Below are 26,097 nucleotides of genomic sequence, written 5' to 3'. Positions count from 1 at the left end.
TGCCGTCCCCAACGACGCGAATTCGTGCGAGGGGAACAGGTGCCGGGTCCGTCAGTTCGTCACGGTCGTGTACGCGTGCTGCGCAGCACCCGACACCGCGTCGGCTGCGTTCGCAACCGCGCGTTTCCCGCTCCAGAACACCGACGGTCGGCCGCCGGTGTCGAGGGCGGCGAAGATCAGGCCACCGAGGATCGCCGCGTTCTTCACGAAGCCCATCGTGTCGAGTTCCTTCTGCATCGGCGTGTCGGACTCCCAGAAGCGATGACTCGCGAGGGTGGTCGGGACGAGGGACGCGCCGAGTGCCAGTGCCGCGGGTCGCGGGGCGATGCCGAGCGCGAGCAGTGCGCCGCCGGCGATCTGCACCCCGGCGTTCAATTGCACGAGCTTCTCAGGATTCGTGTCGACACCGGCGGCGTCGGTGAGCGGGTCGGTGACCTGTTCCGCGACCGGACCCAGTTGGCCCGACCGCATCAGCGACTTCGCCCCGAGGACGACGAACGCCGAAGCGAGCAGCGAGCGAGCGATGGTGCGAGTTCCGATCATGCGCCCGTTCTACCCCGATCCTCGAACGGTCAACCCGTTGCGCCGGTCTACCGGCCGAGCATGCCGTACGCGTGGGTGGGGCTGAGAACGAGCAACAGTCGACCTTCGTCGACCATGGCCTGTCGGTACTCGTCCCAGTCGTCGTGCTCGCCTGCCACCGCTCGGTAGTAGTCGACGAGTCGGTCGACCGTGGAGTCGCCGGGCGCGACGGCGACCGGAGTGAGTTCCACGTCGGCTTCGATCACGGCGTAGGCCCAGAAATCGTCACGGTTGACGTGCAGCGATGCACGCGGGATGCGTCGCAGATTGGTCGTCTTCGCACGCCCGTCGGTCACCGAGACGAGGATCCGATCGTCGTCGTCGACGCGGAAGGCGATGTTCGACGACTGGGGTCGACCGTCCGCCTTGGTCGTGATGAGCATGCCGTTGCGCTTGTTGCGCACGAATTCGATGGCGTCGGAGATCTGCACGGTGGATGACAACCGCGCCCGTGCAACGACTGTTCCCGTGTCACCGACCGCCGACGGGCGTGAGTGGCTCATCGCCCGCCAGGATCGCGACGACGTTCCTGGCGGCGAGGTCGGCCATCGCACTGCGCGTCTCCACGGTCGCCGAACCGAGGTGCGGCACCATCACGACGTTGTCGAGTCCGAGCAGGCCCGGGTGGACGTCGGGTTCGTTCTCGTACACGTCGAGCGCCGCACCGGCGATGGTGCCGCTCGTCAACGCCTCGACGAGAGCCGCTTCGTCGACGATCGGCCCGCGTGCCGTGTTGATCAGGAACGAGTCCGACCGCATCGAGGCGAGCGCGGCGTCGTCGATCAGATGATGCGTCGCCTCGGAGGACGGGCAGTGCAGCGACACCACGTCGCTGGTGGCGAGGAGTTCGTCGAGCGTCACCAGCGTGGCGCCGAGTCGCCGCTCCGTCTCCCGGTCGACGGCGCTGCGGTTGTGGTACACGATGTCCATCCCGAAGGCGCGGGCGCGCGTCGCCACCGCCTCGCCGATCGCTCCCAGGCCGACGACGCCGAGACGCCTGCCCTGCACGCCGGTGCCGAGCATCATCGCCATCCCCCACTTCCAGTGGGTGCCGGAGCGGATCAGGCGCTCGCCCTCACCGAGTCGCCGGGTCACCATGAGCAGCAGCGCCAGCGTGAGATCGGCGGTCGCGTCGGTCAACACGCCGGGCGTGTTGGTGACGGCCACCCCGCGCGCGTTGCACGCGGCGACGTCGACGTTGTCGTAGCCGACGGCCACGTTCGCCACCACGCGCAACTTCGGAGCGGCCGCGAGGAAGGCGTGGTCGACCCGGTCGGTCAGCAACGTGACCGCCGCGTCGGCGTCGGCGAGTCGTGCGTCCCTGACATCGGTCGGGATCGGCTCGTCCTCGGTCCACGCCCACACCTCGCCCGACGCACGCAGGATCTCGAGTCCCGAGTCGGGGATGCGTCCGGTCACGACGATCTGTGCCCGCCCGGCGATCGGCCGGAATGGGTCGGACCCGATCCGGCCGTTGGTCGTGGCGTCGTTCATCGTCTCGACGATATTGGAGCGCGGTGGTCCGAAGAGCGCTGCGGCGCCGGACCGTTTCTCCTCCGGGAGGGGCGCAGGCGATACTGGGCCGGATGGGACACCGCCTGCCGCTGCAGCACGTGACGATCCACGGTCACGAGGTCGGATTCCGGCGAGCGGGTGACCCGGAACGCGAGACGATCCTGCTGATCCACGGGCTCGCAGGCAGCTCCAAGACCTGGGACTCCACCATCGACGATCTCGCCGCCGAGTACGACGTGATCGCGCCCGACCTGCTCGGTCACGGCGAATCGGCGAAGCCTCGCGGCGACTATTCGCTGGGTGCGTTCGCGAGTGGCCTGCGCGACATGCTCGCGATGCTCGACGTCGCGAGTGTCACCGTCGTCGGCCATTCCTTCGGTGGCGGGGTGGCGATGCAACTGGCGTACCAGTACCCGCACCTCATCGACCGTCTCGTGCTCGTGGGTTCGGGAGGTCTCGGCCGCGAGGTGTCGGTGATCCTGCGGATGCTCGCTCTCCCGGGTGCGGAGTACCTGATGCCGCTCGGCATCCCGGGCTTCGTCGTGGACCGAGCGAACGACGTCGGGCGCTTCCTCGGGCGACGCAACATCCGGTCCGAACGGCTCGGCGAGATGTGGCGGGCGTACGCCTCGCTCGCCGGCGCAGAGAATCGCCAGGCGTTCGTGAAGACGATGCGTGGCGTGATCGAGCCCGGCGGGCAGACCGTCAGCGCGACGGACCGCCTGTACCTGGCCGCTCGCGTCCCGATGATGATCGTGTGGGGCGACAAGGACGGCGTGATCCCGGTCGAACACGGCATCCGTGCGCACGAGGCCATCGAGAACAGTCGACTCGAGATCCTCGAAGGAGTCGGGCACTTCCCGCACGTCGAGGCGCCCGAGAAGTTCACGGCGTCGCTGCTCGACTTCATGGCCACCACCACCGCCGGGCCCGACGACAAGTCCCTCCGCGAGGTCCTCCTGGCCGCATCGAACCCTCGAACGGTGTCAGACACCGCGTGACCGGCATCCATCCGGTGTCAGACACGGTTTGACAGGTCCGCGGTCGGTGTCAGGCATCCATCCGGTGTCTGACACCGTTTGACAGACACCGTTCGACAGGACCGCGGTCGGTGTCAGGTTCGTCGCAGGACGATCGACTCCTCGCCGTCGGCTTCGTGGTGAGCGACGAGGAAGCAGCCCGGTCGGTCGAAGAACAGCGTGAGTTCGCCCGGCGGCGCGTGGAACTCGCCAGGGTCGGCCGCACCGGTCTCGGAGAGGATCGTCATCACCAACCAGCCGCCCGGGCGGAGGTGCTCGACGAACGACTCGTACAGGTGCGGCGCCCGGAATCGCTGGCAGACGATCACGTCGAACGGCCCGAGACCGTCCGGCAGGCCACCGTCGAAGTCGCACACGTCCGCCGAGATGCGGTCGGCCAGACCGGCGGCCCGGGCGGACGCCGACAGCGACGCGATCGCTTCGCTCGAGATGTCGAGTGACCGGACGTGCAGGCCGCGGTGGGCGAGCCACAACGACTGCGCTCCGAGTCCGCAGGCGACGTCGACGGCGGTGCCACCCGTGGGGACCTGGTCGAGGACTGCGTGACCGGCTCGTTCGAGCGCGATCGGCACGTGCGCGACCGCAGGTCGATCGGTGCCGCCGGAGTATCGGGCGTCCCAACGCTCGGCGTCGGCAGCGGCCATCAGAACGCCCGGTGCAGGGGGAGGGTGCAGCAACGAAAGCTCCCTCCGGTCTTGGGTGGTTCGGAGTACGGCAGTTCGATGACCTCGATGCCGCGTGCACGCATCTCGGCGTTGATCCGGGTGGAGTCCTCGCGTGACACCACGCAGTCGGGAGCGAGCGACAAGACGTTGGTGCCGAGCATCTGCTGCTCCTGCTTGGTGACCTCGATCAGGTCGTAGGTCTCGCGCAACGTCGCCGGGATGTCACGCATCCCTCCCGGGTAGATCAACGCATGGCCGTCACCGACGGGCAGGAACGAACAGTCGAGGTGCAGCACGTCCTCGCCGTCGGCGAGTCCGCTCAGGTTGACCGGCACGATCTCGAAGTCGGGGACCAGTTGCATCAGCCAGGCGGCGCCGGCCAGGGTCGTGCGTTGGCCGATCCCGACGAACACCTTGCCGCGGTCGACGATCACGTCGCCCCCTTCGATCACCAGGTCCTCGGGCCCGAACAGCACCTTCACGTGCTCGGGGAAGTGCTCGAACAGGTGGGCGTACCCACGCCACTCGTGGCGTCGGCTGCGTGCGGCCATCGTGGTGACCACGAAGGTGTCGCCGATCACCACGCCGATGTCGCGGGTCATCATCTGATCGGGCAGGTAGGGCAGAGGGTGGGGCTGGCGGACGTCGATCCCGCGCCTGACGAGCACCTCGATGAAGCCGTTGAGTTGTGCGGTCACCGCCTCGGGGGTGGGGGCGTCGGCCCCGAAGTAGTACTGCCGCTGCGTCTCGTTGATGATCTCGGGATCGACCTGCAGGAAGTTGTCGGGATACCCCACGAGCACCGAGCGGAGGGGTGCGGTCTCGGAATCCACGAACACGTCCATCGCGGCAGGCTAGATGTCGAGGTTCGAGTCGGAGTCCACCCTCGACATCTGACGTGGTTGTTTCGTCCGCGGTGCCCGAACGTGGGATCATCGGATCCGTGAGCAATACCGACACCGACTCCCACGGGACCACCGAGACCTCGACCAAATGGCTCTCCGACGAGGACATGGAGACCGTGCGCGCCAACGTCCCCATCGTCTATGTCGACGCCGTGCCGGTCCGTGTCGACTCCCTCGGCAACGTGACCGAGGTGGGCATGCTGTTGCGCGTCGCTGCCGACGGCACCATCAGCCGGATGATCGTCACCGGTCGCGTGCTCTTCGGCGAGCGGGTCCGCGAGGCTCTCATGCGCCACTGCGAGAAGGATCTCGGTCCGATGGCGTTTCCGCGCGTCCCGCCGAACCCGACCCCGTTCACGGTGGTCGAGTACTTCCCCGACCCCGACCGCTCGGGCTTCTACGACCCGCGGCACCACGCGGTGTCGCTCGCGTACGTCGTGCCGGTCGAGGGGGAGTGCGAGCCCACGCAGGAAGCGCTCGACCTCACGTGGTTCTCGCCCGAGGAGGCGGTCGGCAACGAGGTGCGCGAGCAGATGACGAGCGGCCACGACCGCCTCATCCGGCTCGCGCTCGCCCACGTCGGCAAGTTGCCCTGACGAGCCGTCCGCCCCGACCACGCTCTGCGCGTCCGGCGGCCTGCGGGCGTGACACACGCTCGATTCTTTGTCCACACCGGCGATCGCGGGTCGCGTAGAGTGGTGATCGGGATGCCGGAGGAAGTCACCATTCAACGAGCTGCGAGCGCCCTGCGAACGGCGCTCGGCGGCAAGGCGATGACCCGCTTCGACTCGCCCCGTCTCGTCGGGCCCGTTCCCCAGGCCGGCCGAACCGTCGAGCACGTCGAGTCCCACGGCCGACACCTCGAGATCGAGTGGGACAACGGGATGATCCTGCACACCCACCTCCGGCGGGGCGGATCGTGGCACGTGTATCGACAGGGCGAGAACTGGCGTCGTCCCTACGACCAGATGCGGGTCTCGATCGAGAACGACAACTGGGTCGCCGTGTGCTTCAACGCACACGACGTCGAGACCTACCGCCGTCCCGACAAGCGCCGCCACCCCGGCAGCGGTCGACTCGGCCCCGACCTCACGGCGTCCGATGCCGACCTCGGCCTGGTCGTGAACCTGCTGCTGTCGTACGAGGACGCGACGGCACGGGTCAGCGAAGTGCTGCTCGACCAGAGGGTCATGGTGGGAATCGGCAACGTGTACCGCTGCGAGGTGCTCTGGGTGACCGGTCTGAGTCCGTTCGCCCCGGTCGGAGAACTCACCGAGCCCGACGCCGTGCGCATCGTGAACACGGCGGCCTCACTCGTGCGAGCGCAACTCCACCGTGGCGGCGCCGGATCACACGAGGGCCGTCGGCTCGCGGTCTACGGCCGCAACGGGCAGAAGTGCCCGCGGTGTCCCGGGTCGATCGACGGGGCCCGAACCGGCCAGCCGCGCCGCATGCTCTACTGGTGCCCCAGCTGCCAGTCGCACCTCGACCCGCGTGTGCTCGCCGATCCCGACGACACGCCGGTGATGGACCCGCATCCGGCAGCTCAACGGTTCCTGGCCGACCTGCCGTGGAATCGCCACCCCGCCTGAGCATCCACACGGTGATCCAAACGGTGTGATCCAAACGGTGTCCAAACGGTGTCTGACACCGATTGACAGATCGATCCGAACGGTGTCTGACACCGGATGGACGGCGTGTCAGCGGCTGACGAGACCGGGGATGGTGTGCTCGTCCTGCAGTGCGAGCACGATCCACACGTCGGTGGGGAGCACGATCGGGTCGAGCCAGTGCACGAGGCCCATGTCGGCTCCGCCGGCTCCGGGTCCGAACGCCGTGTCCGGGGCGTAGCCGCAGCTCTCGGTCGGGTTGACCAGTGCGCCCCATCCGCTCGCGGTCACCCGGCCGTCGGCCGTGATCACCCACTCGGAGTCGATCTCGTCGTCGTCGTCGGTCGTCTCGATCGTGACCGGCTCGTGGTCGCTTCCGTTCGCGGGGATCGACCACTGACCGATCATCACCCGACAGGTCTGGCGGAAGAGGGCGTCGATCATCGGCCCGAACGCGTCGATCGGGTTGCCGGCGATGTCGACCATCGTGATCCGGATGTGCGGTGCGACGGCATCGGGGTCGATCTCGACCGTGGCGTCGGTCGGAACGTCGGCTCGGACTCCGAGCGGCAGCGGGTCGGTGTCGCCCATGAACCCGATGACCTGGCCGGCGCGCACCTCGCCACCGACCGCAGCGAGCGCCGAGAGTCGGAGGTGGTCGGGCGCCTGACCGTCGGCCGTCCCCGGGTTGTCGTCGTTGAATCCGGAGTAGACGTAGCTGGTGCCGTTGGGATCGGTCACGGTGACCGTGATCGCACTGCCGTCGACGTTGCGGACGTCGGTCACCACGCCGTCGGCCACGGCCAGGACGGGTTGGAGCTTGACGCCGAAGACGATGCCCGGGGCCTGGGGGGTGCAGAGCCCGGCAGCCTCGTTGTCGGCGCGCGTCGGGCCGTCGGTCGCGTCGCCGTCGTTGTCGGCCACCTCGATCTGGACGGCGTCGTCACATTCGGGGATCGCCACGCGAGACGGTCCGAGCACCGGGTAGGAGATCGCGGGTGCCTCGACCGACGAGAGCGGTACCTCGGGGGCGAAACCGGCGAGGGCCGACAGGTCGACCGGCCCCGTCTGAGGGAGAGGGATCGGCTTTCCCGAGATCGACGCGAACACACCGAGCCAGCGGGTCTGGTACTCGCGGATGGTGAGCACGTTGCCGGCCGACGGGAGGGGGACGACGTCCATGAGGGCCGGATTCCGCGCCGCGGCGGGCAGATACCACATCACCGGGATCATCGACACGTCGTTGCCGAACTGGGCGAGGAACTTGTTGACGTCGCTGGCGGCCCGCTCGTCCTGGATGTGGGGCGGCGCCAGGTAGGCGTGTGCATAGCCGCCGTAGTTGTTCCACGTCGAACCGATGAACTGGTAGGCACCCGAGGCGTTGCCGCGGTTCGGAGGGAGCGTGTAGATGCCGCGTGACTCGAGGTAGCGGATCGTGGCGAGGATGTGCTGCATCTGCTCGGGATAGACCGTGATGTTGCGAGCAGTCGGTGCGGCAGGGCCGGGTTCGGGCGTCGAGGCCGGCGCAGGGGCGGGCGGTGTGGCAGGCGTCGTGGTGGTCGTGGTCGTGGCGGCCGGAACGGTCACCGACGGGGGCGGCACGAGGACCGTCGGAATCGTGGCCACGGGCTGCGTGGTCGTCGTCGTGGTGGGCGCCGTCGGTTGCGTCGTGGTCGGCGCGACCGTCGTGGGCGGTGTGGTCGGGGCGCGCGGGGGCGTCGTGGCGGGAGCGTCGGTGGTCGGCGGGGCAGGCGTCGCCGATCCGACGGACGGCACCGAGGTGACGGCGAGCGCTCCGACGAGCGCACCCACGAGGGGACGCACGACCCGACGGCGGTCGATCGTGCGACCGTTCGCGCCCGACCCAGGCGTGCGGAGGTGTCGGTCCGCGGGTGCTCGGGACGTGGATGGGCGAGGACGAGTCATTGCGATCGAAGGTTCTATCGGCGCGAAGGCGAACCAAGTAGAGCACGAAATTCCGAAATCTCGCCGCGGGCCGGCAACGCCGGATCGTGCGGCGCGATCATACGACCCGACCGTTCGACCCGAGCGTCCGTCGGAGTCGTGCGGTGGGACGTCGGATGGTGTGGGTGTCGCGCCTCGTCGCTCCGGCCCGGTCGGGAGTCGGCGACGGTGGACGACGAACCGATACCGTCGGCGGGAATGAGCGATCACGCCACGTCGGATGGACACAGCAACAGCACGCTCGAGACCAGCGGGAACTGCCCGGACGATCCCACCGTCGCGACCCGGCGTCCCGACCCGTCCGCATCGCACGAACCCGAGTCCGGCGACGAGACCACGGGGATCCCGAACCCGGCTCAGGTCGCGACCGAGACCCCGGCCCTGCCGCATCGGTCCTCCCCCGACGTCGTGCTCGCGATCGACATCGGCGGCACCAAGTTCGCCGCCGGTCTCGTCACGGCCAAGGGAGAGCTGATCGATCGGACGCGTTTCGAGGTCGAGCGCGACGTGGTTCCCGAGGAGCACTACCGGTCGCTCGCCGTGATGATCGAGGAACTCACCGATCGGGCCCGTGACCAGCACGGGGCGAAGATCCGCGCCGTCGGCGTCGGCGCGGCCGGTCCGGTCGCTCGGCACCTCGAGACGGTGTCACCGGTGAACATCCCGGCCTGGCGCAACTTCCCGCTGCGTGCCCGCCTGCAGGACACGACGCGCCTCCCGGTGTTCGGCGATCTCGACGCCAAGGCGCTGGCGTTGGCCGAAGGGTGGTTGGGCGCGGCCCAGGGGCATCCCAACTTCTGTGCGCTCACCGTGTCGACCGGCGTCGGCGGTGGTGTGGTGCTCGACGGCGAACTGCTCGACGGGTCGACGGGCAACGCCGGCCACATCGGCCACATGATCGTCGAGCCGGGTGGGCGACGGTGTGGCTGCGGCGCACAGGGGTGCCTCGAAGCCGAGGCATCGGGTCTGGCGATCGAAGCCATCACGGGTCGGCCCCCGACCGAGCCGACGTACGAGATCATGCAGCGCACGGGCCGGCTCGTGGGGCTCGCCGCGGCCTCGGTGTGCAACGCGCTCGACCTGTCGCTCGTCGTGGTGGGCGGCAGCGTGGCCCTCGGCTTCGCCGCGACCTTCTTCCATTCGGCGCAGGTGAGCCTCGACGAACACACCCGGTTGCCGTACAGCCGCGGAGCACGGATCACGCCGTCACGACTCGCCGACTCCGGCCCGCTGATCGGCGCCGGCGCGGTGGGATGGCGTGGCTTGCGACGGTCACGGCGCGGACTCAGCTGACGAGCGCGCCGGGTCGCTCGCGTCGTACCGCAGCACTCGCGCCCAACACCCGGCGCCTCCACACCGAGGTCGGCACCGACGTCGGGACCTCTCGCCCGGGAACCGACGCGGCTTCGGAGTTCGTCGACGGCGACCGGGATCGCGATCGAGGACGGAGGAGTCGTCGCGAATTTGGAAGGATGTGCGGATGACGAAGATCCGCTCACGCGATTCCTCCATGATCCAGGACCGCCGGAGCGGAGGCTCGTCGGGACGGAGCAGCGGGGGTGGCGGCGGTGGCCTCGGTGACATCCTGGGAGGCGCGCTGGGCGGACAGTCCGGGAGCGGTGGCGGCGGCCTCGGTGACATCCTCGGTGGTGCGCTCGGCGGAGGGTCCCGTGGGGGGCGTTCGTCGGGTGGCGGGGGCGGAGGACTGGTCAAGGGCGGGAGGGTCGGCATCCTGGTCCTCGTCGCCACGCTGCTGCTGCCCAGGCTGCTCGGAGGCGGCGCCGGCTCCTCGCTCGGGCTGGGCGGATCGAGCCCGGCGGCATCGGAACAGAGCACGGGTGGCGACGACGACACGTGCAGCAGCGAAGCCGAACAGATCCTGTGCGGCGCCACGATCGACGTGCAGCAGTACTGGATCGACCAGTACCCCGAATCGTTCAACGGCCTCGAGTACCCTGTCACCTCGACGGTGTTCTTCTCCGGCTTCACCAACACCGGATGCGGCCAGGCGTCGGCGCAGACCGGCCCGTTCTACTGCCCCGCCGACAAGCTCGTGTACTTCGACCTCGACTTCCTCGCACAGCTCCAGGACCGCTTCGACGCCCAGGGCGATCTGGCCGCGCAGTACATCGTGGCGCACGAATACGGGCACCACGTGCAGGACGCTCTCGGGATCAACGCCGAGATGAACCGTCTGCAGCAGGGCGACCGGCGCAACGCCAACGTGTACTCGATCGCACTCGAGTTGCAGGCCGACTGCCTCGCCGGCGCATGGGCGAACGACGCCGATGCGCGCAACCAGTTCGACAGCGGCGCGGAGATCGAGGAAGCGTTGAACGCGGCGGCCGCGGTGGGCGACGACGCGATCCAGCAGGCCACCCAGGGTCGTGTCGACCCGGAGGCGTGGACGCACGGATCGTCGGAGCAACGTGTGAAGTGGTTCAACATCGGCTTCGAGTCCGGCGACCCGAACCGCTGCGACACGTTCGCCGACCCCTTCGACGTCTGATCGGCGTCGTGTCGGAGCGTCGTCGCTGGCCTCGCCGGGGAGCGTGACGGCAGTACGGTCGGTGCGGTGACGGTCAGGCTCTCGGTGCGAACGGCGGTGTGGCGCAGCCAGATCGCACGAATGGCAGCCGGCGTCGACGGGTTGGTCCCGGTGGTGAAGGGCAACGGCTACGGGTTCGGTCGTGTGCGCCTCGCCCAACTCGCTGCCGAACTCGCCGACACCATCGCCGTCGGCAACGTCCATGAACTGGCCGACCTGCCGAGCGGGCCCGATGTCGTGGTGCTCACGCCCGTCGGCGCCGAAGCGTTCGCCTCGCCCGAGGTGTCGGCTCTGGTCGTGCATCACGACCCGATCCTCACCGTCGGGTCGATCGACCACGTCGCGGTCCTCGCCCACGCCGGCTGGCGCGGCCGCGTCGTCGTGAAACTGGAGTCGGACATGCACCGCTTCGGCGCCGGGATCGGACTCGTCGACGCGGCACGCTCCAACGGGCTCGACGTGGTGGGCGTGTCGATCCATCCGCCGACGGCGGGGACCGACGAGGACCATGTCCGCCAGGTGACCGACCTGCTTCCCGGGATCGACGAGTCACTCGTCGTCTGGGTCAGTCACCTGTCGACGTCGGGCTACACCTCGCTGCCGGACTCGCACCGCTACCGGCTCCGCGTGGGGACCTCACTGTGGCACGGCGACAAGACGGCACTGCACCTGAGCGCCGACGTGCTCGACGTCCGGCCGATGTCGGCGGGCACCCGCGCCGGCTACCACCAGGCAGAGCTGGCCGTGGACGGTCGTCTCGTCGTGATCGGAGCCGGGTCGGCGAACGGGATCGCAGCGCTGCCCGACGGCCGGAGCCCGTTCCACTTCGACCGCACCCGCCTCGCTCTGCACGAGCCACCCCACATGCACGTGTCGATGGCGTTCGTCCCCGAGGGTGATCCGTGCCCGGTGGTCGGCGACCAGGTCGACGTGCAGCGCGCCCTGCACATGACCACCGTCGACGAGTACCGGTGGTGGTGAGGTGACGGCAACCGAGCGCACGGCGACGGAGCTGCCGGTCGACCCGCCGACCGAATCCGTCGACCGACTCCCGGGGCCCGATGTGGTGCGGGCGATCGCACTGATCGGCGTGGTCGTGATGAACTACCACGGCTACCTCGTGTTCGAGGGCGGCGGCAGCTTCCCCGACTCGACCGTCGCCGAGCGCTTCTTCCACCCACACCGCGGCCCGCTCTCCACCCGATTCGCCGCGACGTTCGTGCTGATGGCGGGGGTCGGGATCACACTGCTCACCCGGCGGGTCGTGGCGAGCGGGTCGCGTGCCGAGATCACCGAGATGCGGTGGCGCCTCGTGCGTCGCGGGCTGGCGTTGTACGTGCTCGGCCAGGTGCTGGAGGTGATCTGGAACGGCACGATCATCCTCTTCTACGGCGCGATGTTCGTCGCGGCGGCACTGCTGTTCACGCTTGCCACCCGCTGGCTCGTGGTGGTCGGACTCGCGGCGACCCTTGCGGGTTGGTGGCTGGCGACCTGGTCGTTCTGGCAGGTCGAAGACGGCGGGAGCGTGTCGTGGCTGACGCAACCGGGGCAGGATTCGATCCGCCGGTTCGTGTTCGAGGTGACGATCAACGGCACCCATCCGCTCGTTCCGTGGCTCGCGTTCCTGTGCGCCGGCATCATCGCCGGTCGTCAGTTGGGTTCGCCCGAGTGGCGGCTGCGGAGTGGCGGGCTCGGCCTCGTCCTGTTCGGTACCGCCGTGATCGTGTCGCAACTCGGTACCACTCCGTTCAGTGCACATCTGCTGTCACCACACCCGTTCGATCGGGGCATCGTCTTCGTGGCGAGTGCGATGGGAACGGCGCTGCTCGCCTTCGCCGCGATCTCCTGGATCGCCGACCGAGCGACCGGCCCGGCGTCGACGCTCGTCGACCCGTTCCGTCGAGCAGGGCAGATGACGCTCACGCTGTACATCGCCCACATCATCGTCTTCAACCTGCTCGTCGACTGGTTGGACCTGGTGCAGCCGAACGGACTCGGCACCGCGCTCACGTTCGCGTTCTGCTTCTGGGTCGTGGCGATCACCCTCGGAGCCGCCTGGCACCGTCGATTCGGTCGCGGCCCGGCCGAGCGGGTGTACCGCGCCATCGGCGGCTGAGCATCCTCGTCGCGAGCCGAATCCCGACCGTGTTGATCGGGAATGTCGTGAATACGATCGTCGTTGTCATGGGCGTGCGTCAGATCTTCAGCTTCCCGAACCCCGTCAACGAGACCTCGGCCCGTCTCGTGGCGACAGGAGTCGTCGCACAGGCCGTGGCCTTCCTGATCTTCCGCGAGGGCTGGTTGCTCGTGCCGCTCGTGTTCGGCTTCGCTGCACGTGTCCTCACCGGCCCGACGCTGTCGCCGCTCGGGCAGTTCTCGACGCGCGTCGCCACGCCGTTCGTCGAGCGGCGGTTCGGCATCGAATCCCGTCGTGTGCCAGGCCCTCCGAAGCGGTTCGCCCAGATGGTCGGTCTCGCGTTCTCCGGCGCAGCGGCGATCGGCTGGGTCACGGGTGCGACCTGGGCGACCTACGGGTTGCTCGCCGGCCTGGTCGTGGCGGCGTCGCTCGAAGCGGTCCTGGCAATCTGCCTCGGGTGCATCGCCTACTCGGCGATCTGGGGGTGCGACGACTGCGACGACATCAGCGAGCGGCTGAGTCAGGCGGTGCTGCGAGCCCGAGTGGCCGTCCCCGCAGATCCGGTCACGACCGGCGATCGGGTCCCGACCCACTGAACCCGTCGGCGCCCGACCGACCGGTCCGTGTGCCGATCTTCGGCACGGCCGGTCGCAGCGTGCGCCGCCCCCGCATGCCGCGCCACACGCCCCACCCGTAGGCGAGGTCGGTCGGCAGCGCGGTCGGATCGGCGAGCACCGATGCGAGTGCGACGAGCCTCGCCCGCCGGGACATCACGGCGAGTGGCACGACGAACGGCCACCACACCCGCCGGATCGCCGTGGCGACCTGCCGACCGGTCGCGATCTGAGCCTTCCCAGCCAGTCGCAGCGCGACCGGGGTGGGTACACCGGGCAACTTGCGTCGGACGCCGGCGGCGCCGGCAATCGCACAGGCCGCGCCGAGGACGGGGTGGCCGAGTGCGCCGAGCACCCACGTCGATGTGAGCAGCCCGTCGGAGCGCAACGGTGCCAGCGCCGTCGGGTGCCGCAACGCGAGTGGCGCGGCCGACGACCCGTATCCGACCTGCTGGCGCAGGCGACCGATGCGGTCCGGTCGGGGTTCGTGCCACACGGTCGACCCCGGTTCGTACCGGCACGTCCAGCCGGCGGCGTCGAGGCGCCACACGAAGTCGACGTCCTCGCCGAATCGCAGCGTCTCGTCGAACCCGCCGACGTCGTCGAAGGCAGCCGCGCGGACGACGATCGCGGCGGCCGGTACGTAGCTCACCCGGGTGCCGACACGAATCCGTGCGGGTTCGGCTCCGAGGTCGAGCGAGGTGTGCCGGCCACCGAGCACCCGCGGGGCGACGAGCCCGACCCGGGGATCGTCGAAGTGGGCGAGCAGCGGTTCGAGCCAGGACACGCGTGGCGACCTCGACGGAGCGGCGTCGCGCGCGCCGCGGTCGGCGTCGACATCGGAGTCGGCGTCGCTGTCTGCGTCCGTGTCGGGGTTCATGTCGACGTTCACGTCGAGGTCCACGTCCGCGTCGACGAAGGCGATGAACTCGGTGTCGACGAGGCGGCGGCCCGCGTTGCGCGCAGCTGCGGGCCCGAGGTTCGTCGGGAGTCGTGTCGTGGCACCGGGGATCGGCGGCAGCGACCCGTCGTCGACGGTGATCCGGCCGTCGTCGGTCGCAGCCCCTCCCAGTCGCGGCGTCACGATCGTGACGTCGCCGACCGACCAGCGTTCCGACGGGGAGGGCAACGGATGGACGGCCCCGGTCTCCACGAGTCGATCGACGAGCGTGGACCGGTCCACCGACTCGCCGCGCTCGACACGATCGACGATTCGGCCACCGGCGACGGTCAGGCGGAACAGTCGGAAGGGTGAACCTCCCAGGACCAGTCGTCGTTCGTCGCCCGTGCGCAGCCACGTCGAGTCACGGAGGTATCGCACGTGGGTCAGGCCGGTGTCGGATCGATCGGGCGCCACGCTTCGATCGTCATCACCAGGTCGTCGACGAAGTCGTTCACGAACCGCTCGCCCTCGGCCCCGCTCGCGCCGTCGGGGTCGCCGAGGACTCCGTTCGGGCTGACGCCGCGCACGCCGGCGGCGCGCAGCGTGGGCAGCAACTGATCGAGCGGTGTGTCCGGACCGGCCGCGGACAGTTCGAAGCGAACCAGGCCGGGGTCGATCGCGAGCATCAGCGACGTCTCGATCCGTCCGGCGTGCAGGTCGGGGGGGCCGCCGTCGGTGCGCCGACGCCACTTGGGCCACCACGCCATCACACTGCGACCTTCGGAGGTGAGCAGTTCCGCCGCTCGGGTGAGCGCATCGTGGTTGCCGCCGTGCCCGTTGACGAACACCACGCCCGCCGCCCAGTCGGCGCTGCGTCCCAATTCGACCGCCACCTGGGTCATCACCTCGGTCCCGATCGACAGCGTTCCGGCGAAGCCGGCATGTTCACCGGACGCGCTGACGGAGATCGTCGGGCCCATGATCAGCCCGGTCGTACGGTGCAGTGCGCGTCCCGCGACCTCCTCGGCCACGAGGGTGTCGGTGTTCAGCGGAAGGTGCGGACCGTGCTGTTCGGTCGAGCCGACCGGGATGAGGATGATCGGCGACAACGTGCCGTCGTCGTCGCCCATCGACCGGGTCGCCGTCTCGACCTCGTTCCACGTCGCCTCGCCCAGCCGCATCGGTCAGAGTCTCGCAGCCGCGTCCATCTTTGTGTCAGACCTCCACCACACCACGTGGTGTGGAGTGGGTCAGACCCCTGCCACACCACGTGGTGTGGAGTGGGTCAGACCCCTGCCACACCATCACGTGCGAGGGGGAGGGGAGAAGTCGGCGGGGACGATCAGGTCGTCGGGGGAGAGGTCGGCGATCGAGGCGGCGCCGAGTCCGAGCATGTTCGAGTCGATCCCCATCCGCAACACGTCGAGGACGTTCTCCACGCCGGCCTGCCCGTTGGCAGCGAGGCCCCACAGGTAGGCGCGTCCGATCATCACGGCCTTGGCCCCCAGGGCGAGCGCCTTGACCACGTCGGAGCCCCGGCGGATGCCGGAGTCCATCACCACCTCGATCTCGTCGCCCACCGCAGCCACGACCTCGGGGAGCACGCGGATCGGCGCCGGGGTGCCGTCGATGTTGTTGCCGGCGTGCGTCGAGACCGAGATGCACGAAGCGCCTGCGTCGACCGCTCGACGCGCTTCGTCGGCGCGGTTGATCCCCTTGACCATGAACGGGCCGTCCCACTGCGATCGCAGCCAGGCGACGTCCTCCCACGTGGGCGGCGGGGTCTGCATCCATGTTCCGTAGGCCTCGAAGAAGCCGGGAACGGGATCGCTCTCCGAGACCCGGAAGTTGGGCACGCCGAGCTGCGGGATCGCCCCCGACTTCACCCAGTCGAGCAGCCACTTCGGACGCATCAGCGCCTCGGGGCCGTGCTTGATCATCGTCTTCAGGTCGACCGATTCCGGGATCGCCGGGCTCCCCCAGTCACGCGAGTGCACGAACGACCAGTCCAGCGTGAGGATCATGCCGACCGCTCCGTTCGACCTCGCTCGCTCCATGCGCCCGACCATCGAATCGCGATCGCCGGCCCAGTAGATCTGGAACAGCGTCTGGGGGTTCGCAGCGATGACCTGGTCCATCGGCTGCGACGAGAACGAACTCAGTCCCATGACCACGCCGCGCGCCGCGGCGGCCCTGGCGACGGCCACCTCGCCCTCGGGGTGCACCGCCTGCACGCCGGTCGGGCTGATCATCACGGGCATCGACATCGACTGGCCCATCACCTCGGTGGCCATGTCGCGTGTGGCGGGCTGACCGGCGGTGAGCGGACGGAAGCCGATCTCCTCGAACGCGGCGCAGTTGTCGTTGCGCGTGATGCCCCGCTCGGCGCCGGCGATCAGTGCGCCGTAGACCGACGCCGGCAGTCGCCGCTTCGCACGCTTCTGCGCGACCGCGATCGACTCGAACCACGGGTTGAACCAAGGATTCTGCACGGCAGCATCGTACGAGCCGGTCCACCACCGCACCCAAGCCGGCCCGGATCCGGGTCGGCTGCGGCACCCGAACCGCCTGTGTCCACACGATCCGCGACGGGCTCCAGGTCGTCGGACGGCGGCCACGCCGGACGAGCCGGACGAGTCGGACCAGTCGGCCACGCCGGACGCGCCGGACTCGGCGTCAGGTGAGGTGGTAGTCGCCGGGGTCGGGGGATCGGGTCTGCTGCCAGAACTCGAGCAGGCTGAACGGCCAGTTCTGGGCGACCCTGCCCGACTCGGCCTTGTACCAACTGTTCACGGTCGACACGCCCCACGCCATCTTCAGGTTCCCCTCGTCGATGCGGACGTTGTAGGCGTCGTGGACGTCCTGCCTGCAGTCGGCCGACGCCAGACCTTCACGCAGCAGCATCTCGATCACGCCGAGCGCGTAGTGGACCTCGCACTCCGAGAAGTAGATGATCGAGCCGTTCACGACGATGTTCGTGTTCGGCCCGTAGCACAGGAAGAAGTTCGGGAAGCCGGGGTGGACCACGCCGAGGTAGGCGCGAGCGTCACCGTCCCACACGTCGTGCAGGTCACGCCCGCCCGAGCCGACCACCTTCATCGGCGTGAGGAACTTCGATGCCTGGAACCCGGTCGCGTAGATGATCACGTCGGCCGTGTGACGCGTCTCGTGTCCGTCCGCGTCCGACGTGACGACAGCGTCGGCCTCGATCCGCAGGATCGGCGTGCCGTCGAGCGTGACGTCGTCACGTTTCATCGTGGTGGACCACGACCCGTTGTCGAGCACGATTCGTTTCGAGGCGGGCGGATACATCGGGCGCACCGTGTCGTGGAGGTCGGGTCGGTCGGCGTAGCAGAGGAAGAGCCACTGCTCGAGCAGTTCGCGCAGTTCGGCGTTCGCTGCCCCGGTCGCCAGGGACGAGTCGTCCCAGTCGTCGTCGACCGCACACGCAGCGAGCAGCCCTTCCGACGAGCGCCAGAACATCCAGAACCGGTACCACTGCGCGTAGCCCGGCACGTGGCGGAACAGCCACTGCAGACCCTCTGCGACTGGGTGGTGGTAGTTCGGGACCGGCACGAACCAGTTCGGCGTGCGCTGCAACACGCTCAGGTGCCCGGCCACCTCCGCGACATGCGGCACGAACTGCACGGCGCTCGCACCCGCACCGATGACCACGACGTTCTTGCCGGCGAGGTCGACGTCGTGATCCCACTGCGCGGAGTGGAACGACGCACCGGCGAAGTCGTCCATGCCGCTGATCGAGGGCATGTTCGGACGGTTCAGCTGCCCGACCGCCGAGATCACCGCGCTCGCCCGGTGCGTCGATTCCCCCTCGGCGCCGTCCACGTCGAGTGTCCACTCGCGGTCGTCGTCGGACCAGGTCATGGAGGTCACCTCGTGGCCGAACCGCATGTGCTCGCGTAGGCCGAACTCGTCGGCGCAGGTGCGGAAGTAGTCCAACAACTCGGGCTGAGGCGAGAAGTAGTACGGCCAGTCGTTGCGCTGGGCGAAGGAGTAGCTGTACACGTGGTTCGACACGTCGACGCGGCAACCGGGGTACGTGTTCTCCAGCCACGTGCCGCCGAGGTCGTGGTTCTTCTCGTAGATCACGAAGTCCACACCGGCCTGCTTCAGACGGTGACCGGCGAGGATGCCCGACATGCCGGCGCCGATGATCGCGACGGGAAACGACCGGTCGGGAGCCAGGTCCGCCGCGCGCCACGTCGGCGCCCGCAGGTCCTCGCCGGTGACGGAGAGTTCCTCACGCATCAGCGGCACGTACTCGGCGCCGATGTCCTCGCCGGTCGAGTGCGACATCAGTCGTCGGATGTGGTCGTCACTCGCACCGAGTCGGGCGTCATCGGTTCCGCCGCCGCCCTGGTGCCCGTCGTCGTTCCGATCTGCTCCGCCGGTGACGAAGGCTCGACGGCCGTCGCGCACGTCGATCAACACCTCGACCGCGAGTCGACGGATCTCGGCCTGCTGATCGGCGTCGAGCCCCGCGGTCTCGTCGCGGATCAGGTCACCGTCGGGTCGCAGCGCCTCGACGAGCAGCGAGTCGTCGCCCAGGGCATGGGCGAGGGCGGGGAGCAGTGCCGGGAGGAAGCTCGCCAGGTCTGCCCCGTGGACGGCGGCGTGGATCTCCTCGTCGGAAGCGGTGATCGGTGAGATCCGGTTGTCCAGCAGCGACTCGGGCATGGACACATCCTTGCCACCGGGCTGCCCGATCGACGCACCGGCCAGGAACGTCCGTCGTGTCGGGACCCGACCGGACCGCTCGTCCGCTGGACCGAGATCCGGATGCGACCGCGTGCCCGTCGGATCCCGGGCGACGCCTTCAGCTCACGAGCCAGATGGTGGAGTCGGGCGGAACCACGCCGGGGGTGTGCATCTCGGCGGGCTCGGAGGCGAACACGGGGGTGGCGATCTCGACCAGGTCGTCGTCCATGTCGAGCGCGATCGGCTCCGAGGTCGTGTTGGTGACGGCGACCAGGTCGCCTCGCCGGACGGCGACGAGGCCCGGGCCCAGGTCGACGACTGCCGCCACCATTCCCTCCGGCTCGGCGAACTCGTCGCGCGCCGCGATCACCGCCCGGTACAGCTCGAGGATCGACGTGTCGTCCCCGTCCAACTCGTCGACCGCGTGGACGCCCCATCCGTCGGGCTGCGGGAGCCAGGCGTCGGCCGGCGTGGCGTCACCGTCGATGTCGTCCTCGCCGCCGGAGAACCCGAAGTTGGTCGACGGATCGTCGGTCCACGGCAGCGGGATCCGACAACCGTCGCGCCCGATCCGCTCGCCGTGCGTCTGGAGGAACACCGGATCCTGGCGTCGGTCGTCGGGGATGTCGAGCACCTCGGGGAGCCCGAGTTCCTCGCCCATGTAGAGGTAGAGCGAGCCGGGCAGCGCCATGGCGAGTGTGATCATCGCTCGGGCGCGTCGCACACCTCGCGTCACGTCGACGGCACCGTCGGCGGCTTCCAGCGCGTTGTTGCTGATCGTGTTCGGGTCGGTCGCGTTCGCCCGACCGAGGCGCGTGACGATGCGCTGGACGTCGTGGTTGTTCAGCGCCCACGTGGGTGTCGAGCCGATCGTCATGATCGAGAGCGTGTCGCGGATCGCCCGCTCGATCTCGGTGTCGACCCACGGTGACAGCAGCAGGTCGAATGCGAACGCCTGATGGAACTGCTCGTCGTTGACGAAGGCCGCCATCAGGTCGGGCCGACCGTTCATGTACGCCTCGGCGACCATCATCAGGTCACGCCCGGGATGGCGGTCCATGTAGTCGTCGATCGTCGTGCGGAACCGACGCCACACGTCGTGGCCTTCGGGGCGGAACACGGTGTAGGGGTTCTCCCAGGTGACCTGCAGCATCCCGGTGCCCGGGGGGACCGGCGGGGCGTCGGGCAGAGCCGGGTCCTTGCCGACGGGAGAGATCGCGTCCACGCGGAAGCCCTCGACGCCGCGATCGAACCAGAACGTGAGCACGTCGTGGAACATCAGCTGGACGTCGACGTTGGTGTGGTCGAAGTCGGGCTGGTGCGGCGTGAACGTGCCGAGGTACCACTGGGGGTCGTCGTCGCCGACCCGGGTCCAGGCGCTCCCGCCGAACGCCGCCATCCAGTTGTTCGGCGGGTTGCCGTGCGGGTCCGAACCGTCGTCACCCGGTCGACCGTCGCGGAAGTAGAAGCGCGAGCGCGCGTCGCTGCCGGGGGCGGCGGCGAGCGCCTCGACGAACCAGGCGTGGTCGTTCGAGCAGTGATTGGGCACGAGGTCCATGAGGATCCTGATGTCCCGGTCGCGGGCGTCGGCGAGCAACGCGTCGAACGCGGCGAGGTCGCCGTACTCGGCGTGGATCGCGTGGTAGTCGGCGACGTCGTAGCCGTGGTCGCGCTGGGGCGACGGGTAGCACGGGTTCAGCCAGATGGCGTCGACACCGAGCGAGGCGATGTGGTCGAGGCGGCTGCGGATGCCCTCCAGGTCGCCGACGCCGTCGCCGTCCGAGTCGGCGAACGACCGGACGTAGACCTGATAGACGACGGCTTCCTGCCACCAGTGCTGTGCATTCATGCCGACAATGTAAGCGCTTTCATCGCAACGGGACACCCTCGTGATCGGCCCCGCGATCGCTGGACGACGGATGCTCCCGCGCCTCGTCGAATCGATGCAGGAGAAGGGTCCGTGCCCGGCGTGATCAGGTCAGGGTGACCCGGATCCGCTGGTGCTCGGCGTCGGGCGCTGCGGACGTGGCCAACACGATGTCGTAGTCGCCGGGAGCGACGATCCAGGCCCCGGACTCGACGTCCCAGTGGTGGAACGCGTCCGGGCCGAACTCCAGGGTCACCTCCGTCGCAGATCCGGGAGCGACCCTCGTCTTGAACCATGCCTTCAACTCGCGAACCGGACGCTCGACCGGCGCAGCGAGTGGTGCCACGTAGCCCTGGACCACGACCGTGGCCGACCGCTCGCTGGTGCACGTGAGTGGCACGACGACGCGGATCGGATGGTCTCCGAGGTCGGCGGCCGACACCGTCGTCTCGGACGCCGAGGCGTCACCCCACTCGGCGGTGCCGTAGCTCAGCCCGTGACCGAGCCAGAAGCGGGGTTCGATGCCGGCCCGCTCGAAGTGGCGGTGGCCGATGAACAGCCCTTCCTCGTAGCGCTGCTGTGGCGGGCCGTCGGCGGGGCGCTCGGGTTCGTGGTGCTCGAACGCGGCGTGGTCGGCGAGTTGCTTCGGGTACGTGATGGGCAGTCGCCCGCCCGGGTCGGCCACACCGGTGAGCACGTCGATCAAGGCCTCGGCCTGCTCCTGGCCGGCGAAGAACGACGTGAGCACCGCGGGCGCCGGGTTCGGGTGTTCCTCGTCGACCCAGTCCATGGTGACCGGTGACCCGGCGTTGACGATGACCACCGTGTTCGGGTTCGCGGCGACGATCGCCTCGACCAACTCGTCCTGTTCGCCGGGCAGATCCATCACCTCCCGGTCGAAACCCTCGGTCTCCCACTCGTCGTTCGTGCCGACGACCACGATGGCCACGTCGGCTGCTGCCGCGGCCGCGACGGACTGTTCGAACAGGTCGTCGGGGTCGGGCGTGCGCACGCCGACCCGCAGCGCTGCGAATCCGTTGCCGGCGGCGGTCTTCCACTTCACCGACAGTTCGATCGGCACGCCTGCGACCGCATCGATCACGGCGGTCGACTCCTCGCTGCCGTACCCGAAGAACTCCCGGGTGCGCGGGATCAACATGTCGGGATCGTCCACCACCACGACAGGGTCACCGCCCTCCGGAGTGGCCGTCATCTCGACCGGGCCGGTCGACACGACGCCGATCACGTGTGGCCCGTCGATGTCGGGGACGAACGATCCGGTCACCCGGGCGCCGAAGGAGACCGGGTCGACCTCGGGGGGCGTCGTCCCGAAGAAGCGCAGCATCGACGTGGGCGAGATCGTGTCGAACGAGCCGGGCGCGTCCCAGTCCGATCCGTTGACGTACTCGAGCCGGAGGCCCGGCTCACCGCTCGGCGTGCGCAACTGCTGGCGCCGGGCGACGGGCGTGAGGCGATCGATGCGCACTCCCGGTTGGTAGGTGACGGTGATGTCGCTGCTCTGTTCGCCCAGTCGGTCCTCGAGGGCGGCGAGGACGGTGCGGTACGCGAAGGGCGTGAGGCTCGCCGAGCCGCCGCCCATCGACCGGTCCACCACGGCGTTGGGTCCGATCACGGCGACCGAGGTGAGCCGTGAGGGATCGAGGGGGAGCACCGGGCGACCGAGTGACGGCACCGTGTCGTTGCGGAGCAGGACCGTGCCCGCGATCGCCGCACGGCGCGTCAACGCACGCTCGGCCGGATCGTCCACCGACTCCTCGGGCTCGTCGCAGCTGCGTTCGTCGGCGCGCGTGCGGTTGATCACGACGAGGAGATCGCGCACCAGGCCGTCGACGGTCGCCTCGGTCACGTCGCCACGCTCGACTGCGTCGACGAGGCCCTGGCCGTAGACCCGGATCGGTCCGGGCATCTCCAGCGTCAGCCCGGCATTCGCTGCGCCGACGGGTTCGTGCACGCCGAACCAGTCCGAGACGACGTAGCCGTCGAACCCCCACTCGGTGCGCAGGATGTCGGTGAGCAGCCGCCGGTTCTCGGCAGCGTGCTCGCCGCCGACGCGGTTGTAGGCGCTCATGATCCCCCACGCGCCTCCTTCCTTGACCGCCCGCTCGAACGGGCGGAGGTACAACTCGCGCAGTGGACGTTCGTCGACGTCGACGTTCACGGTCATCCGGTCGACTTCGGTGTCGTTGCACACGAAGTGCTTCACGGTGACCGCTACGTCGTGCGCCTGCACGGCGCGGACGTACGCCGCGGCGAGTGCGCCCGACAGTTCCGGGTCCTCGCTGTAGCACTCGAACGTGCGACCGCCGACGGGTGTGCGATGCAGGTTGACCGTCGGGCCGAGCACCACGTGCGCACGCTTGCGGATCGCCTCCTTGCCGAGCAGGTCGCCGATCTCCGCGAGGAGGTCGGCGTCCCACGACGCGCCGAGGGTGATGCCGGCCGGAACGGCCACACCGGGCGTACCGGCGCTTCCGTGACCTTCGCCGCGTAGCCCGGTCGGGCCGTCGCTCATCTTCAACTGTGGGATCCCGGCGTCGGGGAAGGCGTGAGTCCGCCAGTTCGTCTCGCCGGCCACGAGGCGGCACTTGTCGTCGAGGGAGAGGGCGCCGAGCGCGGCTTCGATGTCGATCACCCCGCGATGATGACACGCACGTCCCGACGCTTCCACGATCCGTGACGGCCAGGCCCACGACCGAGCCTGTAATGCCCCTGCTGGTGCTGGCCGGTCGCCCCACCCGAACCCGAGTTGGTCCTTCTGGTTCTGAACCAGAAAGACCAACCTCGCGCGGAGCGCGCGATTGCGGTGTGTATCGACCACTCGGCGCGCGATGTTCTCTAACATCTGCCGCCATGTCCGAAACCTCGTCGGTGATCGCAGCCGGGAACGTCGCGGTGATCACCGGCGGAGCGAGCGGCATCGGCCTGGCCGTCGCCGACCGCCTGATCGCTCGGCGGATGCGTGTCGTCCTCGCCGACATCGACGAACCCAAGCTCCGCGACGTGGAGGCCCGCCTCACCGAAGCCGGCGCCGAGGTCGCCGGCGTCGTGTGCGACACCGCCTCGGCTGCGTCCGTCACCGAACTCGCCGAGGCGACACTGGAGCGTTTCGGTGCGGCCCACCTGGTCTTCAACAACGCCGGAATCGCAGGCGTCGGCGACGCCTGGAACGGTCCGCTCGACCTGTGGGATCGCGTCGTCGGGATCAATCTCTACGGCGTGGTGCACGGCATCCGCGCGTTCCTGCCGATCATGACCGAGCAGGGCGTCGGCCACATCGTCAACACCGCGTCGATGGCCGGCCTGATGGCGTTGCCGGGCGCCGCCCCGTACAACGCCACCAAGCACGCCGTCGTGGCGATCAGCGAATCGCTGTTCCTCGAGCTCGGCTCGACCGGGTCGCCGGTGGGCGTGAGCGTGCTGTGCCCCGGTTTCGTCAAGACCGACCTGATGCAGCACGAACCGACCGTGGTGTCGAGTCCGATCGGTGCTCTGATCGGCGAACTGCTGACCACGGGCGTCGAGACCGGTGTCCCGGCCGCCGACGTGGCCGATGCGGTGGTGTCGGCGGTCGACGCCGGACAGTTCTGGATCCTCACTCACGAGGAGATGCGGGCACTGCCCGTCGAGCGGATGGAGCGGGCCGCCAGTCAGACCAACCCGCCCCTGTTGGGATCGTGATGAAGGAGTTCGTGTAGATGGGTACCTCGACCTCGGCGTTCGGTGCCGGCAAACGCGAGTCGCACGACGCGACCGACTTCTACGCACGGTTCGCGCCGCCGCAGGTGAGCGACGACGACACCCTCGGCGAGCGCGGTGACCTCGACGTGATCCACGTCGGCGACGCCCGCGACATGTCGCACGTGCCCGACGCATCGGTGGCGCTCGTGGTCACGTCGCCGCCCTACTTCGCCGGCAAGGAGTACGAGACCGCACTCGGTGAAGGACACGTGCCGGCCGACTACATCGAGTACCTCGAGATGCTGCGCGACGTGTTCCGCGAAGCCGTCCGCACGCTCGAGCCCGGTGGCCGGATCGCGGTCAATGTCGCCAACCTCGGACGCAAGCCGTACCGGAACCTGGCCGCCGACGTCACGTCGATCCTGCAGGACGACCTGCGCCTGCTCCTGCGGGGCGAGGTCGTGTGGCAGAAGCAGCGCGGCGCGAGCGGTTCGTGCGCCTGGGGTTCGTACCAGTCGCCGGCCAACCCGGTGCTGCGCGACACGACCGAGCGACTGATCATCGCGAGCAAGGGTCGATTCGACCGCGTCGGTCGCGGTGGTGACGGCCGCGGCGCCCACGGAGTCGAGGGGCGGTCCACGATCCCGGGCGACGAGTTCATGGAGGCCACCCTCGACGTGTGGGAGATCCAGGCCGAGTCGGCCACACGCGTCGGCCACCCGGCACCCTTCCCGGTCGCACTCGTGGAGCGGTGCCTGCACCTGTTCACCTACGACGGCGATGTGGTCCTCGATCCGTTCATGGGTTCGGGCACGACCGGCGTGGCCGCCAAGCGGACCGGGCGTCACTACATCGGCTACGACACCGATCAGGCGTACGTCCGCGCCGCCGACGAACGGATCGCCTCGCTGGCTCCGACCGACCTCCCCGATCGGCGCACGGTCAAGGAGATGGCGCGGACGCTGCTCGCCGAGTGCGGCTTCGACACGCTGGAGGAGAACGTGCGCGTCGCGCCGGGGGTCACGGTGAGCGTGCGCGCCGGTCGATCCGACGGTGTCTCGCAGGTGTTCGAGTTCGGCGGCGTCAACACACCGTCGCGACCGGGGATGAACCGGATCGACACCGTGTGGAAGACCATTGCGAAGGCGGCGGTCCTCCAGGAGTCGACGGTCGACGGCGTGGCCGGTCAGTCGCTGATCGTCCTGACCGCCGGCACGGTCCGCGGTGGTCCGCTCGCCACGGTGACGGGACCGGGTCGTGCGATCGCTGCGATCATCGACATGACACTCGACGATGCCGCTGACCGGTTGTCCGAAGCGGTCGCCGATCTGCATCGCTGAACGCGTCC

The 26,097-nt window shown here is 69.2% G+C and carries 22 protein-coding genes; 10 read left to right on the top strand and 12 right to left on the bottom strand.

The annotated features are described in order from the left end of the window. Positions 1-51: 51 nt before the first annotated feature. The 3 genes from ABJK40_RS15440 to ABJK40_RS15430 are packed head-to-tail and all read right to left on the bottom strand — an operon-like array spanning position 52 to position 2,076. Positions 52-543, bottom strand: coding sequence for a DoxX family protein (locus ABJK40_RS15440; protein ID WP_348479859.1), 492 nt, complete (start codon positions 541-543; stop codon positions 52-54). Between the two features lie 47 nt (positions 544-590). Further along, positions 591-1,085: a PPOX class F420-dependent oxidoreductase gene (locus ABJK40_RS15435; protein WP_348479860.1), complete on the bottom strand. Its 495-nt coding sequence runs from the start codon at positions 1,083-1,085 to the stop codon at positions 591-593. Then, positions 1,054-2,076 (bottom strand): D-glycerate dehydrogenase, encoded by a 1,023-nt coding sequence (locus tag ABJK40_RS15430; protein WP_348479861.1) that lies wholly within the window; start codon positions 2,074-2,076, stop codon positions 1,054-1,056. Before ABJK40_RS15430 ends, ABJK40_RS15435 begins: the two co-directional genes overlap by 32 nt. 92 nt (positions 2,077-2,168) lie before the next feature. On the opposite strand from ABJK40_RS15430, the gene ABJK40_RS15425 reads away from it, so the two are divergent. Next, positions 2,169-3,098 (top strand): alpha/beta fold hydrolase, encoded by a 930-nt coding sequence (locus ABJK40_RS15425; RefSeq protein ID WP_348479862.1) that lies wholly within the window; start codon positions 2,169-2,171, stop codon positions 3,096-3,098. A gap of 113 nt (positions 3,099-3,211) precedes the next feature. Here the strand turns inward: ABJK40_RS15425 and ABJK40_RS15420 are convergent, their stop codons facing one another. Then, the gene (locus ABJK40_RS15420; RefSeq protein WP_348479863.1) at positions 3,212-3,781 is read right to left on the bottom strand and encodes a methyltransferase domain-containing protein; all 570 of its coding nucleotides are present in this window, start codon (positions 3,779-3,781) and stop codon (positions 3,212-3,214) included. After that, positions 3,781-4,647 carry an arginine deiminase family protein gene (locus ABJK40_RS15415; protein ID WP_348479864.1) on the bottom strand — a complete coding sequence of 289 codons (867 nt, stop codon included), beginning with the start codon at positions 4,645-4,647 and terminating at the stop codon, positions 3,781-3,783. The genes ABJK40_RS15420 and ABJK40_RS15415 overlap by 1 nt, the downstream gene beginning before the upstream one ends. Positions 4,648-4,745: 98 nt before the next feature. On the opposite strand from ABJK40_RS15415, the gene ABJK40_RS15410 reads away from it, so the two are divergent. Next, positions 4,746-5,303, top strand: a complete 558-nt coding sequence (locus ABJK40_RS15410; protein ID WP_348479865.1) for an NUDIX hydrolase family protein — start codon at positions 4,746-4,748, stop codon at positions 5,301-5,303. Positions 5,304-5,414: 111 nt separating this feature from the next. Beyond that, the gene (locus tag ABJK40_RS15405; RefSeq protein ID WP_348479866.1) at positions 5,415-6,299 is read left to right on the top strand and encodes a DNA-formamidopyrimidine glycosylase family protein; all 885 of its coding nucleotides are present in this window, start codon (positions 5,415-5,417) and stop codon (positions 6,297-6,299) included. Positions 6,300-6,407: 108 nt separating this feature from the next. Here ABJK40_RS15405 and ABJK40_RS15400 read toward each other — a convergent pair whose 3' ends face one another. After that, entirely contained in the window at positions 6,408-8,141 is a 1,734-nt protein-coding gene (locus ABJK40_RS15400; protein WP_348479867.1) for a hypothetical protein, read from the bottom strand. A 339-nt stretch (positions 8,142-8,480) separates the two neighbouring features. Here ABJK40_RS15400 and ABJK40_RS15395 point away from each other — a divergent pair, with 339 nt between their 5' ends. From ABJK40_RS15395 to ABJK40_RS15375, 5 genes are all read left to right on the top strand, one after another. Further along, complete coding sequence (locus tag ABJK40_RS15395; protein ID WP_348479868.1) at positions 8,481-9,575, top strand: ROK family protein; 1,095 nt, start codon at positions 8,481-8,483, stop codon at positions 9,573-9,575. A 187-nt stretch (positions 9,576-9,762) separates the two neighbouring features. Then, entirely contained in the window at positions 9,763-10,791 is a 1,029-nt protein-coding gene (locus ABJK40_RS15390; protein WP_348510338.1) for a neutral zinc metallopeptidase, read from the top strand. A gap of 66 nt (positions 10,792-10,857) precedes the next feature. Continuing rightward, entirely contained in the window at positions 10,858-11,811 is a 954-nt protein-coding gene (locus ABJK40_RS15385) for an alanine racemase (protein WP_348480880.1), read from the top strand. Position 11,812: 1 nt separating this feature from the next. Then, complete coding sequence (locus ABJK40_RS15380) at positions 11,813-12,946, top strand: DUF418 domain-containing protein (RefSeq protein WP_348480881.1); 1,134 nt, start codon at positions 11,813-11,815, stop codon at positions 12,944-12,946. Positions 12,947-13,014: 68 nt separating this feature from the next. Further along, the gene (locus ABJK40_RS15375) at positions 13,015-13,563 is read left to right on the top strand and encodes a DUF4395 domain-containing protein (RefSeq protein WP_348480882.1); all 549 of its coding nucleotides are present in this window, start codon (positions 13,015-13,017) and stop codon (positions 13,561-13,563) included. On the opposite strand, the gene ABJK40_RS15370 is transcribed toward ABJK40_RS15375, so the two are convergent. The 6 genes from ABJK40_RS15370 to ABJK40_RS15345 all read right to left on the bottom strand — a co-directional run bounded on the left by ABJK40_RS15370 (position 13,532) and on the right by ABJK40_RS15345 (position 23,703). After that, positions 13,532-14,938, bottom strand: coding sequence for a glycosyltransferase family 2 protein (locus tag ABJK40_RS15370; protein ID WP_348480883.1), 1,407 nt, complete (start codon positions 14,936-14,938; stop codon positions 13,532-13,534). The two genes, ABJK40_RS15375 and ABJK40_RS15370, sit on opposite strands and share 32 nt — an antisense overlap. Beyond that, positions 14,908-15,645 carry a mycofactocin biosynthesis peptidyl-dipeptidase MftE gene (gene mftE / locus ABJK40_RS15365; protein WP_348480884.1) on the bottom strand — a complete coding sequence of 246 codons (738 nt, stop codon included), beginning with the start codon at positions 15,643-15,645 and terminating at the stop codon, positions 14,908-14,910. The genes ABJK40_RS15370 and mftE overlap by 31 nt, the downstream gene beginning before the upstream one ends. 123 nt (positions 15,646-15,768) lie before the next feature. After that, positions 15,769-16,956 carry a pre-mycofactocin synthase MftD gene (mftD, locus tag ABJK40_RS15360; RefSeq protein ID WP_348480885.1) on the bottom strand — a complete coding sequence of 396 codons (1,188 nt, stop codon included), beginning with the start codon at positions 16,954-16,956 and terminating at the stop codon, positions 15,769-15,771. 184 nt (positions 16,957-17,140) lie between these two features. Continuing rightward, on the bottom strand, positions 17,141-19,162 hold the full coding sequence (locus ABJK40_RS15355) for an NAD(P)/FAD-dependent oxidoreductase (protein ID WP_348480886.1): 2,022 nt from the start codon (positions 19,160-19,162) through the stop codon (positions 17,141-17,143). A gap of 139 nt (positions 19,163-19,301) precedes the next feature. Beyond that, the gene (locus ABJK40_RS15350) at positions 19,302-21,032 is read right to left on the bottom strand and encodes an alpha-amylase family glycosyl hydrolase (protein ID WP_348480887.1); all 1,731 of its coding nucleotides are present in this window, start codon (positions 21,030-21,032) and stop codon (positions 19,302-19,304) included. A 124-nt stretch (positions 21,033-21,156) separates the two neighbouring features. Then, the gene (locus ABJK40_RS15345; protein WP_348480888.1) at positions 21,157-23,703 is read right to left on the bottom strand and encodes a glycoside hydrolase family 3 C-terminal domain-containing protein; all 2,547 of its coding nucleotides are present in this window, start codon (positions 23,701-23,703) and stop codon (positions 21,157-21,159) included. 218 nt (positions 23,704-23,921) lie between these two features. Between ABJK40_RS15345 and ABJK40_RS15340 the strand changes: the two genes are divergently transcribed. Both ABJK40_RS15340 and ABJK40_RS15335 read left to right on the top strand, forming a co-directional pair. Next, positions 23,922-24,749 (top strand): SDR family NAD(P)-dependent oxidoreductase, encoded by an 828-nt coding sequence (locus ABJK40_RS15340; RefSeq protein ID WP_348480889.1) that lies wholly within the window; start codon positions 23,922-23,924, stop codon positions 24,747-24,749. A 17-nt stretch (positions 24,750-24,766) separates the two neighbouring features. Next, positions 24,767-26,089, top strand: a complete 1,323-nt coding sequence (locus ABJK40_RS15335; protein WP_348480890.1) for a site-specific DNA-methyltransferase — start codon at positions 24,767-24,769, stop codon at positions 26,087-26,089. The last annotated feature ends 8 nt before the right edge of the window (positions 26,090-26,097 follow it).

This window comes from Ilumatobacter sp. (assembly GCF_039969435.1).
Lineage (GTDB): Bacteria > Actinomycetota > Acidimicrobiia > Acidimicrobiales > Ilumatobacteraceae > Ilumatobacter_A.
The sequence above is the reverse complement of the archived record's forward strand: the minus strand, read 5'-3'. Positions and strand labels throughout refer to the sequence as shown.

Excerpts from the sequence above, each read along its gene's own strand:
- ABJK40_RS15335 (WP_348480890.1), top strand. The coding sequence starts at position 24,767 with ATGGGTACCTCGACCTCGGCGTTCGGTGCCGGCAAACGCGAGTCGCAC.
- ABJK40_RS15405 (WP_348479866.1), top strand. The coding sequence starts at position 5,415 with ATGCCGGAGGAAGTCACCATTCAACGAGCTGCGAGCGCCCTGCGAACG.
- ABJK40_RS15415 (WP_348479864.1), bottom strand. The coding sequence starts at position 4,647 with ATGGACGTGTTCGTGGATTCCGAGACCGCACCCCTCCGCTCGGTGCTC.
- ABJK40_RS15420 (WP_348479863.1), bottom strand. The coding sequence starts at position 3,781 with ATGGCCGCTGCCGACGCCGAGCGTTGGGACGCCCGATACTCCGGCGGC.
- ABJK40_RS15435 (WP_348479860.1), bottom strand. The coding sequence starts at position 1,085 with ATGAGCCACTCACGCCCGTCGGCGGTCGGTGACACGGGAACAGTCGTT.
- ABJK40_RS15340 (WP_348480889.1), top strand. The coding sequence starts at position 23,922 with ATGTCCGAAACCTCGTCGGTGATCGCAGCCGGGAACGTCGCGGTGATC.
- ABJK40_RS15430 (WP_348479861.1), bottom strand. The coding sequence starts at position 2,076 with ATGAACGACGCCACGACCAACGGCCGGATCGGGTCCGACCCATTCCGG.
- ABJK40_RS15355 (WP_348480886.1), bottom strand. The coding sequence starts at position 19,162 with ATGCCCGAGTCGCTGCTGGACAACCGGATCTCACCGATCACCGCTTCC.
- ABJK40_RS15375 (WP_348480882.1), top strand. The coding sequence starts at position 13,015 with ATGGGCGTGCGTCAGATCTTCAGCTTCCCGAACCCCGTCAACGAGACC.
- ABJK40_RS15425 (WP_348479862.1), top strand. The coding sequence starts at position 2,169 with ATGGGACACCGCCTGCCGCTGCAGCACGTGACGATCCACGGTCACGAG.
- ABJK40_RS15395 (WP_348479868.1), top strand. The coding sequence starts at position 8,481 with ATGAGCGATCACGCCACGTCGGATGGACACAGCAACAGCACGCTCGAG.
- mftE (WP_348480884.1), bottom strand. The coding sequence starts at position 15,645 with ATGCGGCTGGGCGAGGCGACGTGGAACGAGGTCGAGACGGCGACCCGG.
- ABJK40_RS15390 (WP_348510338.1), top strand. The coding sequence starts at position 9,763 with ATGACGAAGATCCGCTCACGCGATTCCTCCATGATCCAGGACCGCCGG.
- ABJK40_RS15440 (WP_348479859.1), bottom strand. The coding sequence starts at position 543 with ATGATCGGAACTCGCACCATCGCTCGCTCGCTGCTCGCTTCGGCGTTC.
- ABJK40_RS15350 (WP_348480887.1), bottom strand. The coding sequence starts at position 21,032 with ATGAATGCACAGCACTGGTGGCAGGAAGCCGTCGTCTATCAGGTCTAC.